We start from the raw sequence: 15,706 nt of genomic DNA on the forward strand, positions 1-15,706 counted from the left end.
AACGTCATTGCCCGTCACGTTCGTTCCCGATCTGCTTGGCCAACTCGAATATGTCGTCGAGCATGTCCGGTGTGAGCCGTCCGGTGAAGGTGTTCTGCTGGCTGGGGTGGTAGCAGCCCAGCAGCGTGACGTCGCCGTATGCGGTGGTCAACGTCGCGGTCGCGCCGTGCCCGAACTTGGGCGCGGGTTTGGGGCGGTCGGCGATGAGTTCGAGCGCCGCACGCCACGCGAACCCGCCCAGCGCGACGATCACGGCGACCGACGGGCCCACCAGGCGCCACTCGGCGGCCAGCCACGGCGCGCACGTCGCACGCTCGGCCGGTTCCGGGGCGTTGCCGGGCGGGGCGCACCGCACGGCAGCCGCCATGCGGGTGTCGATCAGCCGCATGCCGTCGGCCGCGTCGACGCACACGGCCTGGTTCGCCAGGCCCGCGCGGTGCAGCGCCGCGAACAGGAAGTCACCGGAGCGGTCGCCGGTGAACACGCGGCCGGTACGGTTGGCACCCTGCGCGGCGGGAGCCAGCCCGGCGATGAGGATGCGCGGCGCCTCGGGACCGAATCCGGTTGCGGGCCTGCCCCAGTACGGCTGATCGGCGAACGACTTGCGTTTGGTGACCGCGACCTCTTCACGCCATGCCACCAGCCGCGGGCAGGCCCGGCACACCGAGATCATCGCGTCGAGGTCGTCGAGCGTCTTGGCCGAGGCCGCCAGCCGGCGCACCTGCGCCGGGGTCTTGGCCACGGGGGTCGACGGTGTGGCCGGGTCACCGGGCCACCCCGTGCCCGGCGGCACCGGCGACGGGAACAGCTGACCGGTGCGCGGATGCGGCAGAAGTTGCGGTGACACCCGTCCACTGTGCCCGAAAATCGGTCCCATGATCACCACCAGGAGCGGCCCACTGCTGCTCATCCTGTTCGCCGCGCTGATGGCCGGTGCGGGTAACGGCATCTCGATAGTCGCGTTCCCCTGGTTGGTGTTGCAGCGCAACGGATCCGCGGTCGACGCGTCGATCGTCGCGATGGCGGGCACGCTGCCACTGTTGGTCGCCACACTGATCGCCGGTGCCGCGGTCGACTATCTGGGCCGCAGGGGCCGATCAACGTCGCGGTGCTCGCGGTGCTCGCCGCTTTCGGTGCGTTCTTCGATCCGGCGGGGATGACGGCGCGCGAGACCATGCTGCCCGAGGCGGCCGGCCGCGCGGGGTGGACGCTGGACCACGCCAACTCGGTGTACGAGGCGGTGTTCAACCTCGCCTACATCGTGGGCCCCGGCGTGGGAGGTCTGTTGATCGCCACGGTCGGGGGCATCAACACGATGTGGGTGACCGCGGCCGCGTTCGTGTGCTCGATCGTGGCGATCTCGGTGTTGCGGCTGGAGGGTGCTGGCAGGCCCGACCGGGCGCAGCTGCCCGAAGGCGTGTGGGCCGGTGTGGTCGAGGGACTGCAATTCGTCTGGCGCACACCGGTTCTGCGCACGCTGGCCATCGTGGACCTGGTGGCGACGGGCCTGTACATGCCGATGGAGAGTGTGCTGTTCCCCAAGTACTTCACCGACCGCGACCAACCCGTCGAACTGGGCTGGGTGCTGATGGCGCTGAGCATCGGCGGTCTGGTGGGCGCCCTCGGGTACGCGGTGCTGTCGAAATACGTGAGCCGGCGCGCCACGATGCTCACCGCGGTGCTCACCCTGGGCGTCGCGATGACCGTGATCGCGTTCCTGCCGCCGCTGCCGTTGATCCTGGCGCTGTGCGCGGTGGTCGGCGTGATGGGATCGCTGGCCTACGCTGCGGGTCCGCTGGGGCTGATCCTGGCCGGTCCCCTGGCCGACGCGGCCGGTCTGCACGCGACGTTCCTGGCGTTGTCGGTGCCGATGCTGGTGCTGGGACTCGTCTCGGTCGGGATGCCCGCGCTTCGCGAACTGGACCGTGCCTAAACCCGCACACGCGGCGGCGCGAACGCCTTCGCGAGGCGCCTGACGGCGCGGGCATCGCCGTCGATGGTCAGCAGGCCCGCTGCCACCAGGTTCTCGACCTGACCGGGATCCATGGCGGCCGCGAGCACCTCGGCCGCGCCGGTCAGGGTGACGTCCACGTCGGCCTCGTCGTCGAGGGATTCGACTGTGTGCTCGTTGATCTCGACGGCCGCCTGCCCTTCGGGTGTCACCATGCGCACCGTCACGGGCGGGCCGGTGCGGTCGTCGCGGACATAGGCGCGCACCGCGCGGACGAGCCATTCGGGCCGCACAGTCTCCTTGCGGTCGCGGTTCGCCAGCAGGTGGCGGCCCCAGCGCGCGAAGGCGTTGATGACGTCCTCGAGCGCACGGCCGTCGGCGGTGAGTGCGTAGACCGTGGTGGCCGAGGGCCTGGGCATGGCTCGTTTGTGAACCAGGTTGTTGGCCTCCAGATCCCGCAGACGACCGGCCAGCACATCGGTCGCGATGGGGCTCAGCGCGCTCAGCAGATCGCCGTAGCGGCGCGGGCCGTCGAGCAGTTCGCGGACCACCAGCAGGGTCCACCGGTCGCCGACCAGGTCAAGGCTCTTGGCCAGCGCGCAGTACTGACCGTACGAACGTGACGCCATACCACCACTTTAATAGCTGATTGGTTTTTCCAATTTCGTACTTGTTTTTTCCAAGTAGCGGGTTTAGCGTCACGACATGACGCTCTCCGAACTCCTCGACGCGGCGACCGCGGAACTGCGGGCGTTCGCCGACGTGCTCGACGGCATCGAGCACCGACACCTGCCCACCCCATGCGCCGGATGGACCGTCCGCGACCTGGCGGCCCACGTGGCCGTCGGCGCCTACCGCAATGCCGAGGCCACCCACCGCGCCCGCATCGGATCCCTTTCGCCGCCAGGCGGACTCGAACTCGGCGACGCCGATCCCGTCACGGTCATCCGGCAGGCGAGCGACCACATGCACGCGGCGTTCGCCGCGACCGAGAACTGGCCGCCCATCCCCTTGCCGTTCGGCACCTACCCCGTCGACATCGCGCTGGGTTGCCTGATCATCGAATACGGCACGCACCTGGCCGACCTGAAAGCCGCGGCCGGACTTGTCGATTCAGCACTGTCCGAGGCGACCAGAGCGGCCCTGTTCGACTTCGGCGAGCGGTACCTGCTGCTGCAGGCCGAACCGCTGGACAGCGACCCGGTCACCCTCACGCTCGCGGCGCCTGCGAAGACCATGTCGATCACCTGGACCGGCGACGGTTGGGCCGAAGGCGCTCACTCCGACAATGAGCACCGCGTCGACGGCGACGACGAAACCATCGCGCGTCTGATGCTGCGCCGACTGCCCGACGAGGACTCGCTGGTGGCCGCAGCGATCCGCCCGCTGTAGAGGAACGTCCATGATCACAACCACTCTCGTCGGCATCGACGCGGTGCCCGCCTTCGAGCATTTGCTCGACATCCGCATCGCGTTCACCGACGTGCACATCTTCAACACGCCGACCGGCATGCGGCTGACCTACGTCATCGACCACGGCCGCTGCGTCGGCCCGCGCATCGCCGCGGACGTGCTGCCCGGCGGCGGGGACTGGGTGGTGTTCGGCTCCGACCGGGTCGCTCGACTGGACGTGCGCGCCACGCTGCGCACCGACGACGGCGCACTGATCCACCTCACCAACACCGGCCGCGTCCAGATGGACAAGCAGGCCTCCGACCGGTTGATGGCCGGTGAACTCATCGGCCACGAACAGATGCACGCGCGGTCCAGTCCGCTGTTCGAGACCGACGACGAGCGGTACCGCTGGCTCAATGCCACCCACACCGTGGCGCTTCACCAGCTGTCTCTTTCTGAGGTGCAGTATCGGGTCTTCGCCGTGCGGTGAACCTCGTAGCATCGAACCGTGACCAACGCCGCTCTCGCCGAACTCGTCACCGAACTCCCCGAAGGGACGGTGGTGACCGACCCCGACATCCTGGCCTCCTACCGGCAGGATCGCGCCGCCGATCCGAACGCGGGCATGCCGCTCGCGGTGGTCCGCCCCCACCGCACCGAAGAGGTGCAGGCCGTGATGCGTTGGGCCAGCGCCAACAAGGTTCCCGTCGTGCCGCGCGGTGCGGGCACCGGGCTCTCGGGTGGCGCGACCGCGATCGACGGCGGCCTTGTGCTCTCCACCGAGAAGATGCGCGACATCTCGGTCGACACGGTCACGCGCACCGCCGTCGTGCAGCCCGGGCTGCTCAACGCCGAGGTCAAGAAGGCCGTCGCCGAGCACGGCCTGTGGTACCCGCCGGATCCGTCGTCGTTCGAGATCTGCAGCATCGGCGGCAACATCGCCACCAACGCGGGCGGCCTGTGCTGCGTCAAATACGGCGTCACCACCGACTACGTGCTGGGCCTACAGGTGGTGCTGGCCGACGGCACCGCCGTGCGCCTCGGCGGACCCCGCCTCAAAGATGTCGCCGGGCTGAGCCTGACCAAACTGTTCGTCGGCAGCGAGGGCACCCTCGGCGTGGTCACCGAGGTGACGCTGCGCCTGCTGCCGCCGCAGAACTCGCCGTGCACCGTGGTCGCGACGTTCGATTCGGTCGAGGCGGCCGCGAACGCCGTCGTCACCATCACCGGCAAGATCCGGCCCTCGATGCTGGAGTTCATGGACTCGGTGGCGATCAATGCCGTCGAGGACAAGCTGAAGATGGGCCTGGACCGCAACGCCGCGGCGATGATGGTCGCCGCGTCCGACGATCGTGGCGCTGCGGGCGCAGACGACACCGAGTTCATGGCCCGCGTGTTCAGCGAGGCCGGGGCCACCGAGGTGTTCTCGACGTCGGATCCCGACGAGGGCGAGGCGTTCGTCGCGGCACGCCGTTTCGCGATCCCCGCCGTCGAGGCCAAGGGTTCGCTGCTGCTCGAGGACGTCGGCGTGCCGCTGCCCGCGCTGGCCGACCTGGTGAGCGGCGTGGAGAAGATCGCCGCGCAGCGCGAGGTGATGATCTCGGTGATCGCCCACGCCGGTGACGGCAACACGCATCCGCTGATCGTGTTCGATCCCGCCGACGAGGCCATGACGGCCCGTGCGCAGCTCGCGTTCGGCGAGATCATGGAACTCGCCGTGGGCCTGGGCGGCACCATCACCGGCGAGCACGGCGTCGGCCGGCTCAAGCGGCCGTGGCTGGCGAACCAGATCGGCCCGGACGCCATGGAACTCAATCACCGGATCAAGCGCGCGCTGGACCCGGACAACATCCTGAATCCGGGCGCGGCGATCTAGCCTGCGCCGAGCAGGAACAGCAGCCGGTCTGTTCGCCAGAAGATCAGTGCGGCGAACAGCATCGCGAACGCGACCGTCACCCCTGCCGCGGTGGCGGTGCGCCGCTCGCGTGGGGCATACACGAACGCCGATGCCACCAGCGCACCCGTGACCAGGCCGCCGATGTGGCCCTGCCAGCTGATCGCGGTTCCCAAAGCGGGGCCGACGAACGTGAACACCAGGTTGATCACGACGATCACGCCGATCGCGCGCACGTCGAGGTTGAGGTGGCGGGCCACCACGAAGATCGCGCCGAACAGGCCGAAGATGGCGCCCGACGCGCCTGCCGTCGCGGAGTTCAACGGCGAGAGCATGTACACCAGCACCGAGCCGCCGAGTCCGCTCAGTGCGTACAGCACGCCGAATCGCGTCAGCCCCAACCATTTTTCGAGGGGCGGGCCCACGACGTAGAGCGCCCACATGTTGAACAGCAGGTGCATCGCGCCGTAGTGCAGGAACATCGACGTGACCAGCCGGTAGTACTCGTCGTGCAGCGCGAGCGCCGGCGGCCACAGCGTCAGCCGCGATTCCAGGTCGCCTCCGGCGATCTGCAGCACGAACATCAGCACGTTGACCGCGATGAGCGTGTAGGTGAGCACCGGGGCACCCTCGCGGACCTTGCCGCCGAACCGGGTGCGCGGCTCCGGCACCGTGCGTGCGGCCGCGTTGACGCAGTCCACGCACTGGTGGCCGACGGCGGCCGTGCGCATGCACTCCGGGCAGATGAAGCGGTGGCAACGCGTGCAGCTGACGTAGGTCGGCCGGTCCGGATGCCGATAACACGTCGGGACCTGCGCAGGCGGTGGCGGCGGGTACGGGGTGCTCACCGCGCCGAGCCTAGTGCGCAACGTGGCATTGACACATCAGTGGCCTGTGTCATACGAATAAGACATGGGAGCTGATTTGTCTCACCCGGCCGTCGCGTTCGAGCTCGCGAACGCCGACACATGGGCCGACCCGTGGGACATGTACACCGCGCTGCGCGACCACGATCCCGTGCACCACGTCGTCCCGCCCGAACGCCCGCACCACGACTACTTCGTGCTGAGCCGCCACGCCGACATCTGGGCCGCCGCGCGCGATCACGAGACGTACTCGTCGGCGCAGGGGCTCACGGTCAACTACGGCGAGCTGGAGCTGATCGGCCTCGCGGACAATCCGCCGTTCGTCATGCAGGACCCGCCCACGCACACCGAGTTCCGCAAGCTCGTGTCGCGCGGGTTCACCCCGCGTCAGGTCGAGGCCGTCGAGCCGCAAGTCCGCGAGTTCGTGGTGGAACGTCTCGAACGGTTGCGCGCCGAAGGCGGCGGCGACATCGTCGCCGAATTGTTCAAGCCGTTGCCGTCGATGGTGGTCGCGCACTACCTGGGCGTGCCCGAGGCCGACCGTGCGCAGTTCGACGGCTGGACCGAGGCCATCGTCGCGGCCAACAGCGAGGCGGGCTCGGCCCTGGGCGCCGGTGACGCGGTGATGTCGATGACGGGTTACTTCGCCGAGCTCATCGAGCGGCGCCGCCGCGAACCGGGCGACGACACCATCTCGCATCTGGTGGCCGCCGGTGCCGACGATGAGGCGGTGGACGTGCTGTCCATCCTCGCGTTCACGTTCACGATGGTCACCGGCGGCAACGACACCACCACCGGAATGCTCGGCGGCGCAGTACAACTGCTGCAGCAGCATCCCGATCAGCGGCGTGTGCTCACCGACGATCCGGATCTGATCCCCGACGCCGTCGACGAGTTCCTGCGGCTCACCTCCCCCGTTCAGGGCCTGGCGCGCACCGCCACACGCGACGTCACGATCGGTGACACCACGATCCCGGCCGGGCGCAAGGTGTTGCTGCTGTACGGCTCGGGCAACCGGGACGAGCGCGAATTCGGCCCGGACGCCGCCCAACTCGACGTCCGCCGCAGGCCACGCAACATCCTGACGTTCAGCCACGGCGCACATTTCTGCCTCGGTGCGGCCGCCGCGCGCATGCAGTCGCGGGTGGCGCTGACCGAACTGCTCACGCGCTGCCCGGATTTCACGGTCGACCTCGACGCCGTGGTGTGGGCGGGCGGCAGCTACGTGCGTCGCCCGCTTTCGGTGCCGTTCCGAGCCGGTGCGTGATGGCGGACTGGCTGGCCGGGCGGCGCGGCGAGGTGGCGGCCGATCTGATCCTCGACGCGGCCGACGCACTGTTCGCGCGTAAGGACGCCGCGACCGTCGGCATGCACGAGATCGCCGCTGCCGCAGGATGTTCACGCGCGACGCTGTACCGGTACTTCGAGAACCGCGACGCCCTCTACACCGCCTACGTGCACCGCGAGGCACGTCGCGTCTACCAGGAGGTCAGCGATCAGGTTGTCGGCATCGGCGATCCGGCCGAGCGGCTCATGGAGGGCGTGATCACCGCGCTGCGGGCCGTGCGGTGCAGTCCGGCGCTGTCGTCGTGGTTCGCCGCAACCCAACGCCCGATCGGCGGCGAGATGGCCGAGCATTCCGAGGTGATCCGCGCGCTCGTCGAAGGGTTCGTGCGCTCTCTGGGCTCCCCCACCGACGCAGACGACGACGCCGCTGTGGGCCGCCGGGCGCGGTGGCTCGTGCGGGTCATGGTGTCGCTGCTGGTGTTTCCCGGAGTCGACGAGGCCGACGAGCGCACGATGCTGGCCGATTTCGTCGCACCGCTGGTGGTGGGCGCTCAGGCCGCCCAGTAGGCCTGCGCCTTTATCGAGCGGCGCGGGATGCCGTACCGCTCGCGGAACACACGGGCGACCGCGCGCGTCGTGCGGTTGTTGCACGCGACCCAGCCGAAGTGGCCGGCGGCGTCGAACGCCGATGATTCCACAGCCCGCACCAGATCCTCGTCGTCGCCGGCCACCCACGTGAGGTCGACGTCGCCCGCGACCGGCAGGTCACGGTCGTCGTCGTGGCGGGCCTCGAGGAACACCCGTGCGGGAATGTCGTCGTCGATGGCTTCGAGCAACGTGTTGATCGCGGGCAGTGACGCGGTGTCTCCGACGATCACGTAGCCGGCCGGACGCGGCTGCGGCAACTGGAAGTCGCCGCCGGGCACCGTCACCTGCAGGACGTCACCGGCCTTCGCGGCAGCGGCCCAACGGCTGGCCGGGCCCTCGTGCATCGCGAAGTCGATGTCGACCGTGCCCGCCGCGACGTCGGCGTTGAGCAGTGCGTAACCGCGCTGGTGCAGCTGCTGTCCGTCGGGGAACCAGCCGCGTACGCACATCGTCGGCTGCAGGCGCCGCTCGGCGAGCAGGGCCGGGGCCGAGAAGTGCAGACGCAGGTAGTGGCGTGTGAGCTCGGTCCGTCCGGTCACCGTCAACTCGTAGTCGCCGCCGAGCCACGACCGCTGTTCCATCTCCTGTCACCCCTTCAAGACGCTTACTAAGGTAAGCGTACCCTTACCCACAAGATCAGGAGCGGACGCGCGTGAACCTGTGCAGCAGCCACGAGGCCGGGATGGTGAACGCCATCGTCAGCACGAAAAGGTTGAACATCGAACCCGTGTAGACCGGCGACTGCAGGATCTCCACCATCACCAGTTCCATGATGATCAGGTGGATCAGGAAGATCTCGTAGGAGATCTCGCCAAGGAACACCATCGGCCGGCTCGCGAGAAACCGCGTGTACCAGCCCCGGTCCCCCAGCGCGGGCGGCGCCACCAGCAGCGCCGCGATCACCGCGTAGAACGCGGTCTTGAACAGGGCCTCACTGAGCTTGGCGGGTGACGTCGTGGGCTCGCCGGCGATCGGCGTCGACGCGATGAAGTAACACACCAGCGCCAGCGGCACACACACCATCGCGTAGCCGCGCACCTTCAACTGGCCCAGCACCGCGAGCATCATGCCCGCCACGAACCACGCCAGATACGTCGGCAACCACAGGCGCGCGCCGTCGGGCAGATCGGCGCCGTGATGGTGCACGATCACCAGCCACACCGGCGACACCGCGGCCGCGACCACCAGGCCCGTCATCAGCAGACCCGGACGCCACCGCCGCCGGCACAGCAGCACCAGCAGCACATAGGCCAAAAGCGGCAGCACCACGTAGAACGCGGCCTCCACGGCCAGGCTCCACATCTGCGTCAGCCCCTGGTGCAGGAACGAGTACAGGTAGTTGTCCGCATAGATCTGCGTCAGCGTGAGATTGCGGAACAAGCCCTCCCACGTGTGCCCGGGATTCGGGCCCGCCGTGCGGAAGTGGTAGACGAGGTAGGCGATCAGCACCGTGACGACGTACGCGGGCATGATGCGCCGCACCCGGTGCCACGCGTAGCGGCGCACCGACGGGGCGGGCGCACCCGTGGCGGCGGCCTTGACCCACGGCCGGAACAACAGGAACCCGCTGAGCACGAAGAAGATCGGCACGCCGATCTCGGCGCGCGACCACACCAGGCCCAGATAGCCCTGCGGGTACTTGCCCGTCGTGTACGCCGCGTGCGTCAGCACCACGAGCAGCGCAGCCAGCGCGCGGATCCCGGTGAGGGAACCCACGCGCTCAGGAGCGCCAACCGACTCCAGCCCGCCCTGCGCGGGATCCTGAACACTGCCCGAAAGCGTCACTTCACCTTCCGGTGTGGCTTGTACTTGCCCGAAGGCTTGCCCGCCCCTTCCCGTCGCGGTCCACGGTCAGGCTGCAGGTTGATCAACACCCCGGAGATGCGGGTGTTCTCAAGCGCTTTGAGCGTCTTCTTCGGCAGCTTCTCCGGCAACTCCACCAGCGAGTAGTCCAGGCGGATGGTGATATGGCCGAACTCGTTGCGGTGCAGTCCGCCCTCGTTGGCGATCGCGCCCACGATGTGGCCGGGGCCGACCTTGTGGCGCTTGCCGACGTCGATGCGGTAGGTCGCAAGGCCTTCGCGCGGCGGGCGCTCCTTGCGCGGACCCCGGTCGCCGCGGTCGTCGCGGTCGCGGTCACGGTCACGCCGCTTGTCCGGCGGCGGTTCGGTCATGAGGAACTCTTCGCCGTTGCGCGTCTGCACCGCGAGCGCCGCGGCGATGTCGGCCAGCGGCACGTTGCTCTCGCGCTCGTAGTCCTCGATGAGACGACGGAACAGGTCGATGCCCGGTGCGTTGAGCGAATCGCTGATCGAGTCGCGGAACTTCGCGACGCGCTGGGCATTGACGTCCTCGACGCTGGGCAGCTCGGCTTCGATGAGCTTGGACCGCGTGGCCTTCTCGATCGACTTGAGCAGGTGACGCTCACGCGGGGTCACGAACAGCACCGCGTGCCCCGACCGTCCGGCACGGCCCGTGCGGCCGATGCGGTGCACGTAGGACTCGGTGTCGTGAGGGATGTCGTAGTTGATGACGTGCGAGATCCGCTCCACGTCCAGACCACGCGCGGCGACGTCGGTCGCGATCAGGATGTCGATCGTGCCGTCCTTGAGCGCGGAGATGGTGCGTTCGCGCTGCGCCTGGTTGATGTCGCCGTTGATCGCGGCCGCGGCGAACCCGCGGGCCTTGAGACGGTCGGCGACCTCCTCGGTGGCCTGCTTGGTACGGACGAACACGATCATCGCGTCGCCCTCCTCGACCTCGAGGATGCGGGTCAGCGCGTCCATCTTGCGCGGGCCGGCCACCTGGATGAACCGCTGTGAGATGTTCTCGGCCGTGGCGGTTTTCGCCTTGACCGTGACCTCGACCGGATCGTGCAGGTACTTGGTGGTGATCTTGCGGATCGCCGCGGGCATGGTCGCCGAGAACAGCGCGACCTGCTTGTACTCGGGGGTGTCGGCGAGGATCCGCTCGACCTCCTCGGCGAAGCCCATGGTGAGCATCTCGTCGGCCTCGTCGAGCACCAGGTAGTCGAGCTTCGACAGGTCCAGCGTGCCGCGTTCGAGATGGTCGATCACGCGGCCGGGCGTGCCCACCACCACCTGCGCGCCGCGGCGCAGGCCGGACAGCTGCACGGTGTAGGACGAGCCGCCGTAGATCGGCAGCACGTTGACCTGGGGCAGGTGCGAGCCGTAGCGGCCGAAGGCCTCCGCGACCTGCAGCGCGAGCTCACGAGTCGGGGCCAGCACCAGGGCCTGGGTGTCCCTGCGCGACGTGTCGATCTTCGACAGGATCGGGATGGCGAACGCCGCGGTTTTGCCCGTACCGGTCTGGGCCAGGCCCACCACGTCGGAGCCCGCGAGCATGGGAGGAATGGTTGCGGCCTGGATCGCCGACGGCGATTCGTAGCCGACGTCGGTGACCGCCTGCAGCACGGCGGGGTGAATCTGCAGGTCGGCGAAAGTCGGTTCAGTAGGGGCCGAATCCGAGTTGGTTACCGGACTCGGATCCGGTTCTTGCGAGGTCATCGACTATGCAGTCTAGTGCCAATAGAGTGTTTCCCCCGCCGCCGCGCGCCTGACCGGGCCCCGAGGGTGTGCGAGGTAGGTTGCGCAACTGTGAAAAAGGTCGCCGGAGTCGTGCTCGCCACACTCGCGCTGGCCGGCTGCGGGGGCGGCGATTCGACGGTTTCGAAGACGCCGGGACCCACCGCGAGCCAGCCCGCGACGGCAGCACCTGAAACCACAGTCGCCGCCCCTGCGCCCACGTCGGCCGAACCCGATCCGTGCACGGTCAACCTGGCCGCACCGGAGATCGCGCGTGCGGTGTCCGAACTGCCGAGGGACCCGCGCAGCAACCAGGCGTGGAGCCCCGAGCCGATCGCGGGCAACTACAACGAGTGCGCGCAACTGTCGGCGGTGATCGTGCGGGCCAACACCAACGCCGAGAACCCCAACACCAGGGCCGTGCTGTTCCACCTGGGCAAGTTCATCCCCACGGGCGTGCCCGACACCTACGGGTTCAACGACATCGACAAGACGCAGAGCACGGGCGACACCGTGGCCCTGCAGTACTCCGGCGGGTTCCACGGGCTGCCCAGCACCGTGCGGTTCCGGTGGAACGGCAGCGGGGTCGAGCTGATGGGCAACGTCGGTTGAGGTGGGCTGAGGTGGGCTGAGGTGTCGGCCCGCTGCCCTACGCTGGCACCGTGTTCGTCACCGAGGACGGCGGTAGCGGACCGCGGGTGATCTACAGCGCGTCGGACCTCGCGGCCGCCGCGCGCTGTGAGTACGCGCTGCTGCGGGCGTTCGACGCCCAGCTGGGACGCGGACCGGCGGTGTCTTCGGAGGACGAACTTCTCAAGCGCACCGCGCAACTCGGCGGGGAGCACGAACAGCGGCATCTCGACGAGTTGCGCGAGGGCTCGGAGATCACGGTCATCGGGCGCCCGCGCTACACCGTGCCGGGCCTCACGGCCGCGGCCAACGCGACGCTCGCCGCGGTCACCCAGCGTGCACCGGTGATCTATCAGGCCGCGATGTTCGACGGGCGGTTCGCCGGGTTCGCGGATTTCCTGATCCTCTCCGACGGGCAGTACCGCCTGCGCGACACCAAGCTGGCCCGCTCGGTCAAGGTCGAGGCGCTGCTGCAGCTCGCGGCGTACAGCGAGACGCTGAGCGCCGCGGGCGTACCCGTCGCGCCGGAGGTCGAACTGGTGCTCGGCGACGGCGCCGTCGCCACCTACCCCGTCGACGAACTGCTGCCCGTGTACCGGCCGCGCCGCGCGGCGCTTGAGCACCTGCTCGACGCGCACCTGGCCTCCGGGGAACCGGTCAGCTGGGAGGACACCGAAATCCGCGCGTGCTTCCGCTGCCCCGAGTGCGAGGTCCAGGTGCGTGCGCACGACGACCTGCTGCTCGTCGCGGGTATGCGCACCAGCCAGCGCGCCCGGTTGATCGACGCGGGCATCACCACGGTCGCCGATCTCGCCGCGCGTCGCGACGACGAGCCGGTCGAGGGCCTGCACCCACGCATCGCGCAGGGGCTGACCGCGCAGGCGCGGTTGCAGCGCGCACCGCGGACCGGCAAGAAACCGCCGTACGAGGTGGTGGACCCGCAGCCGCTCATGTCGCTGCCCAACCCCGACCGCGGTGATCTGTTCTTCGACTTCGAGGGTGACCCGCTGTGGACCGACGACGGCGTGCAGTGGGGCCTGGAGTACATGTTCGGCGTGCTGGGCACCGCGCCGCGGGCCGACGAGGACTTCCACCCGCTGTGGGCCCACAACCGCCGCGAGGAGCGGCAGGCGCTGCGCGACTTCCTGGCGCTGGTGCGCAAACGCCGCAAGCGTCATCCGCACATGCACGTCTACCACTACGCGGCGTACGAGAAGACCGCGCTGCTGCGCCTGGCCGGGCGTTACGGCGAAGGCGAGGACGAGGTCGACGAACTGCTGCGCGCAGGTGTGCTGGTGGACCTGTATCCGCTGGTGCGCAAGAGCATTCGCGTGGGAACCGAGAACTACAGCCTGAAATCCCTTGAGCCGCTGTACATGGGTGCGCAGTTGCGTGACGGCGACGTCACCACCGCGACCGATTCCATCACGCAGTACGGGCTCTACTGCACGCTGCGCGCCGAGGGCCGCGACGACGAGGCCGCGCTGGTGCTCAAGGAGATCGAGGATTACAACCTCTACGACTGCGTGTCGACGCGCAAGCTGCGGGACTGGCTGATCAACCGGGCGATCGAGTGCAGCGTGCCGCCCCTTGGCGCGCAACCGGTCGGCCGCGACACCGCACCCGAACCCGAGGACCAGATCGCGCGCACGCTGCGCCGCTTCGTCGGCGACGACGAGCGCACCCCGCAGCAGCAGGCTGTCGCCATGATCGCGGCCGCGCGGGGCTACCACCGTCGCGAGGACAAGCCGTTCTGGTGGAGCCACTTCGACCGGCTCAACCACCCGGTCGAGGAATGGTCTGACGGCGCAGGCGTTTTCGTCGCCGACACCGCGCACGTCGAGGTCGACTGGCACACCCCGCCGCGGGCGCGCAAGCCCCAGCGGTGGGTGCGCCTCACCGGCGCCATGGCCGCCGGGGAACTCAGCCGCGAGATGTACGCGCTCTACGAGCCGCCGGCCCCCTCCGGCTTGACCGACGATCCCGAGCGCCGCGCGTTCGGGTCGGTCCAGGTGCTCGAGGCCGACGATGCGTCCGCACCCACCGAGGTGCTGATCTGCGAGCGGGAACCCAAGGAGGGCGGCACCTTTCACCAGTTGCCGTTCGCGCTGACGCCGGGCCCGCCCATCCGCACCACCGCGCTGCAGAATTCCATCGAGGCCACGGCCGCGCAGATCGCCGAAGGACTTCCCCGGCTACCCGGCAACGCCGTCGTCGACATCCTGCTGCGCAGGCCGCCGCGCACCCGCAGCGGCGGCCCGCTGCCACACGGCCAGGCAGCCAAGCACGAGCTGATCACCGCGGCACTGCTCGACCTCGACTCGTCCTACCTCGCGGTGCACGGTCCACCCGGCACGGGCAAGACATTCACGTCTGCGGCCGTGATCGCACGGCTGGTCAATCGACACCATTGGCGCATCGGCGTGGTCGCACAGGCACATGCCGTGGTGGAGAACCTTTTCCGCGACGTCATCGCCGCGGACGTGCCGGCCGACGCCGTGGCCAAGAAGCCCCATGGTGACAACGCGTGCTGGACCGAACTGAGCGAGAAGGAATATCCCGACTTCCTCGATCAGCACACCGGCACCGGCTGCGTGATCGGCGGCACCGCATGGGATTTCGCGAACCCGGTACGCATCCCGCCCGGCAGTCTGGATCTGCTGGTGGTCGAGGAGGCCGGCCAGTACAGCCTGGCCAACACCATCGCGGTCGCCCCCGCGGCGCACAACCTGCTGCTGCTGGGCGACCCGCAGCAGCTCCCCCAGGTCAGCCAGGGCACACATCCCGAACCCGTCGACACCTCGGCGCTGGGCTGGCTCGTGGACGGCCACCACACGCTGCCCGCCGAACTCGGCTACTTCCTGGACTGCTCGTACCGCATGCACCCCGCGGTGTGCGCGGCGGTGTCGCGGCTGTCCTACGACAACCGCCTGCGCTCGGTCGACGACGTCACCGCGGCGCGCCACCTCGACGGCCAGGAACCCGGCGTGCACGTACTGCTGGTCGACCACGACGGCAACGCCACCGACAGCCCGGAGGAGGCCCAGGTGATCGTCGCCGAGATCCGGCGACTGCTCGGCGCGGCCTGGACCGACGAGCGCGGCACCGTGCCGCTGGGCCAGGACCACGTGCTGGTGGTGACGCCGTACAACGCACAGGTGGTGACGATGCGCCGGTATCTCGACGCGGCCGGTCTCACCGACGTGCGTGTGGGCACGGTGGACAAGTTCCAGGGCCAGCAGGCGCCCGTGGTGTTCATCTCGATGGTGGCGTCCTCGGTCGACGATGTGCCGCGCGGGATCTCGTTCCTGCTCAACCGCAATCGCCTCAACGTCGCGGTGAGCCGCGCCAAGTACGCCGCGGTGATCGTGCGGTCGGCCGCGCTCACCGAATACCTGCCCTCGACCCCGGCCGGTGTCGTGGAACTCGGCGCGTTCTTGGCCCTACCCGATGCCCTACCCGGCGCCCTGAACACCGTGTGATAGACCCC

13 protein-coding genes and 1 pseudogene are annotated in these 15,706 nt (G+C 69.1%); 8 read left to right on the top strand and 6 right to left on the bottom strand.

The features are described 5' to 3' along the window. Window positions 1-4: 4 nt before the first annotated feature. Window positions 5-877: a uracil-DNA glycosylase gene (locus tag AT701_RS24640; protein ID WP_011730268.1), complete on the bottom strand. Its 873-nt coding sequence runs from the start codon at window positions 875-877 to the stop codon at window positions 5-7. On the opposite strand from AT701_RS24640, the pseudogene AT701_RS24650 reads away from it, so the two are divergent. Next, a pseudogene (locus tag AT701_RS24650) lies at window positions 876-1,933 on the top strand (MFS transporter). The gene AT701_RS24640 and the pseudogene AT701_RS24650 sit on opposite strands and share 2 nt — an antisense overlap. On the opposite strand, the gene AT701_RS24655 reads toward AT701_RS24650, so the two are convergent. Then, window positions 1,930-2,580 carry an HxlR-like winged helix-turn-helix transcriptional regulator gene (locus AT701_RS24655; protein WP_011730269.1) on the bottom strand — a complete coding sequence of 217 codons (651 nt, stop codon included), beginning with the start codon at window positions 2,578-2,580 and terminating at the stop codon, window positions 1,930-1,932. The pseudogene AT701_RS24650 and the gene AT701_RS24655 overlap by 4 nt on opposite strands. Before the next feature lie 76 nt (window positions 2,581-2,656). Here AT701_RS24655 and AT701_RS24660 point away from each other — a divergent pair, with 76 nt between their 5' ends. From AT701_RS24660 to AT701_RS24670, 3 genes are read left to right on the top strand one after another with little or no spacing between them, the layout of a single operon-like run. After that, window positions 2,657-3,343, top strand: coding sequence for a maleylpyruvate isomerase family mycothiol-dependent enzyme (locus AT701_RS24660; protein WP_003896440.1), 687 nt, complete (start codon window positions 2,657-2,659; stop codon window positions 3,341-3,343). Window positions 3,344-3,353: 10 nt separating this feature from the next. Then, window positions 3,354-3,836, top strand: a complete 483-nt coding sequence (locus tag AT701_RS24665) for a DUF3237 domain-containing protein (RefSeq protein WP_003896441.1) — start codon at window positions 3,354-3,356, stop codon at window positions 3,834-3,836. 18 nt (window positions 3,837-3,854) lie between these two features. After that, window positions 3,855-5,222 carry an FAD-binding oxidoreductase gene (locus AT701_RS24670; protein ID WP_011730270.1) on the top strand — a complete coding sequence of 456 codons (1,368 nt, stop codon included), beginning with the start codon at window positions 3,855-3,857 and terminating at the stop codon, window positions 5,220-5,222. Here the strand turns inward: AT701_RS24670 and AT701_RS24675 are convergent. Beyond that, complete coding sequence (locus AT701_RS24675) at window positions 5,219-6,088, bottom strand: rhomboid family intramembrane serine protease (RefSeq protein ID WP_223495744.1); 870 nt, start codon at window positions 6,086-6,088, stop codon at window positions 5,219-5,221. The two genes, AT701_RS24670 and AT701_RS24675, sit on opposite strands and share 4 nt — an antisense overlap. Before the next feature lie 64 nt (window positions 6,089-6,152). On the opposite strand from AT701_RS24675, the gene AT701_RS24680 reads away from it, so the two are divergent. Then, window positions 6,153-7,373 carry a cytochrome P450 gene (locus AT701_RS24680; protein WP_011730272.1) on the top strand — a complete coding sequence of 407 codons (1,221 nt, stop codon included), beginning with the start codon at window positions 6,153-6,155 and terminating at the stop codon, window positions 7,371-7,373. Further along, entirely contained in the window at window positions 7,373-7,960 is a 588-nt protein-coding gene (locus AT701_RS24685; RefSeq protein WP_011730273.1) for a TetR/AcrR family transcriptional regulator, read from the top strand. Before AT701_RS24680 ends, AT701_RS24685 begins: the two co-directional genes overlap by 1 nt. On the opposite strand, the gene AT701_RS24690 is transcribed toward AT701_RS24685, so the two are convergent. The 3 genes from AT701_RS24690 to AT701_RS24700 are packed head-to-tail and all read right to left on the bottom strand — an operon-like array spanning window position 7,945 to window position 11,568. Next, window positions 7,945-8,622: a siderophore-interacting protein gene (locus AT701_RS24690; RefSeq protein WP_011730274.1), complete on the bottom strand. Its 678-nt coding sequence runs from the start codon at window positions 8,620-8,622 to the stop codon at window positions 7,945-7,947. The genes AT701_RS24685 and AT701_RS24690 overlap by 16 nt on opposite strands. A gap of 55 nt (window positions 8,623-8,677) precedes the next feature. Beyond that, window positions 8,678-9,826 carry an acyltransferase family protein gene (locus tag AT701_RS24695; protein WP_011730275.1) on the bottom strand — a complete coding sequence of 383 codons (1,149 nt, stop codon included), beginning with the start codon at window positions 9,824-9,826 and terminating at the stop codon, window positions 8,678-8,680. Further along, window positions 9,823-11,568 carry a DEAD/DEAH box helicase gene (locus tag AT701_RS24700; RefSeq protein ID WP_003896448.1) on the bottom strand — a complete coding sequence of 582 codons (1,746 nt, stop codon included), beginning with the start codon at window positions 11,566-11,568 and terminating at the stop codon, window positions 9,823-9,825. Before AT701_RS24700 ends, AT701_RS24695 begins: the two co-directional genes overlap by 4 nt. Before the next feature lie 90 nt (window positions 11,569-11,658). Here AT701_RS24700 and AT701_RS24705 point away from each other — a divergent pair, with 90 nt between their 5' ends. Both AT701_RS24705 and AT701_RS24710 read left to right on the top strand, forming a co-directional pair. Next, window positions 11,659-12,198: an LppP/LprE family lipoprotein gene (locus AT701_RS24705; RefSeq protein ID WP_003896449.1), complete on the top strand. Its 540-nt coding sequence runs from the start codon at window positions 11,659-11,661 to the stop codon at window positions 12,196-12,198. Window positions 12,199-12,248: 50 nt separating this feature from the next. After that, window positions 12,249-15,698 (top strand): TM0106 family RecB-like putative nuclease, encoded by a 3,450-nt coding sequence (locus AT701_RS24710; RefSeq protein WP_058126781.1) that lies wholly within the window; start codon window positions 12,249-12,251, stop codon window positions 15,696-15,698. The last annotated feature ends 8 nt before the right edge of the window (window positions 15,699-15,706 follow it).

The sequence above is a fragment of the Mycolicibacterium smegmatis genome, from assembly GCF_001457595.1.
Taxonomy (GTDB): domain Bacteria; phylum Actinomycetota; class Actinomycetes; order Mycobacteriales; family Mycobacteriaceae; genus Mycobacterium; species Mycobacterium smegmatis.

Bases quoted from the DNA above. Each gene is read 5' to 3' on its own strand.
- AT701_RS24700 (WP_003896448.1), bottom strand. From the start codon at position 11,568: ATGACCTCGCAAGAACCGGATCCGAGTCCGGTAACCAACTCGGATTCG.
- AT701_RS24685 (WP_011730273.1), top strand. From the start codon at position 7,373: ATGGCGGACTGGCTGGCCGGGCGGCGCGGCGAGGTGGCGGCCGATCTG.
- AT701_RS24660 (WP_003896440.1), top strand. From the start codon at position 2,657: ATGACGCTCTCCGAACTCCTCGACGCGGCGACCGCGGAACTGCGGGCG.
- AT701_RS24690 (WP_011730274.1), bottom strand. From the start codon at position 8,622: ATGGAACAGCGGTCGTGGCTCGGCGGCGACTACGAGTTGACGGTGACC.
- AT701_RS24665 (WP_003896441.1), top strand. From the start codon at position 3,354: ATGATCACAACCACTCTCGTCGGCATCGACGCGGTGCCCGCCTTCGAG.
- AT701_RS24655 (WP_011730269.1), bottom strand. From the start codon at position 2,580: ATGGCGTCACGTTCGTACGGTCAGTACTGCGCGCTGGCCAAGAGCCTT.
- AT701_RS24640 (WP_011730268.1), bottom strand. From the start codon at position 877: ATGGGACCGATTTTCGGGCACAGTGGACGGGTGTCACCGCAACTTCTG.
- AT701_RS24680 (WP_011730272.1), top strand. From the start codon at position 6,153: ATGGGAGCTGATTTGTCTCACCCGGCCGTCGCGTTCGAGCTCGCGAAC.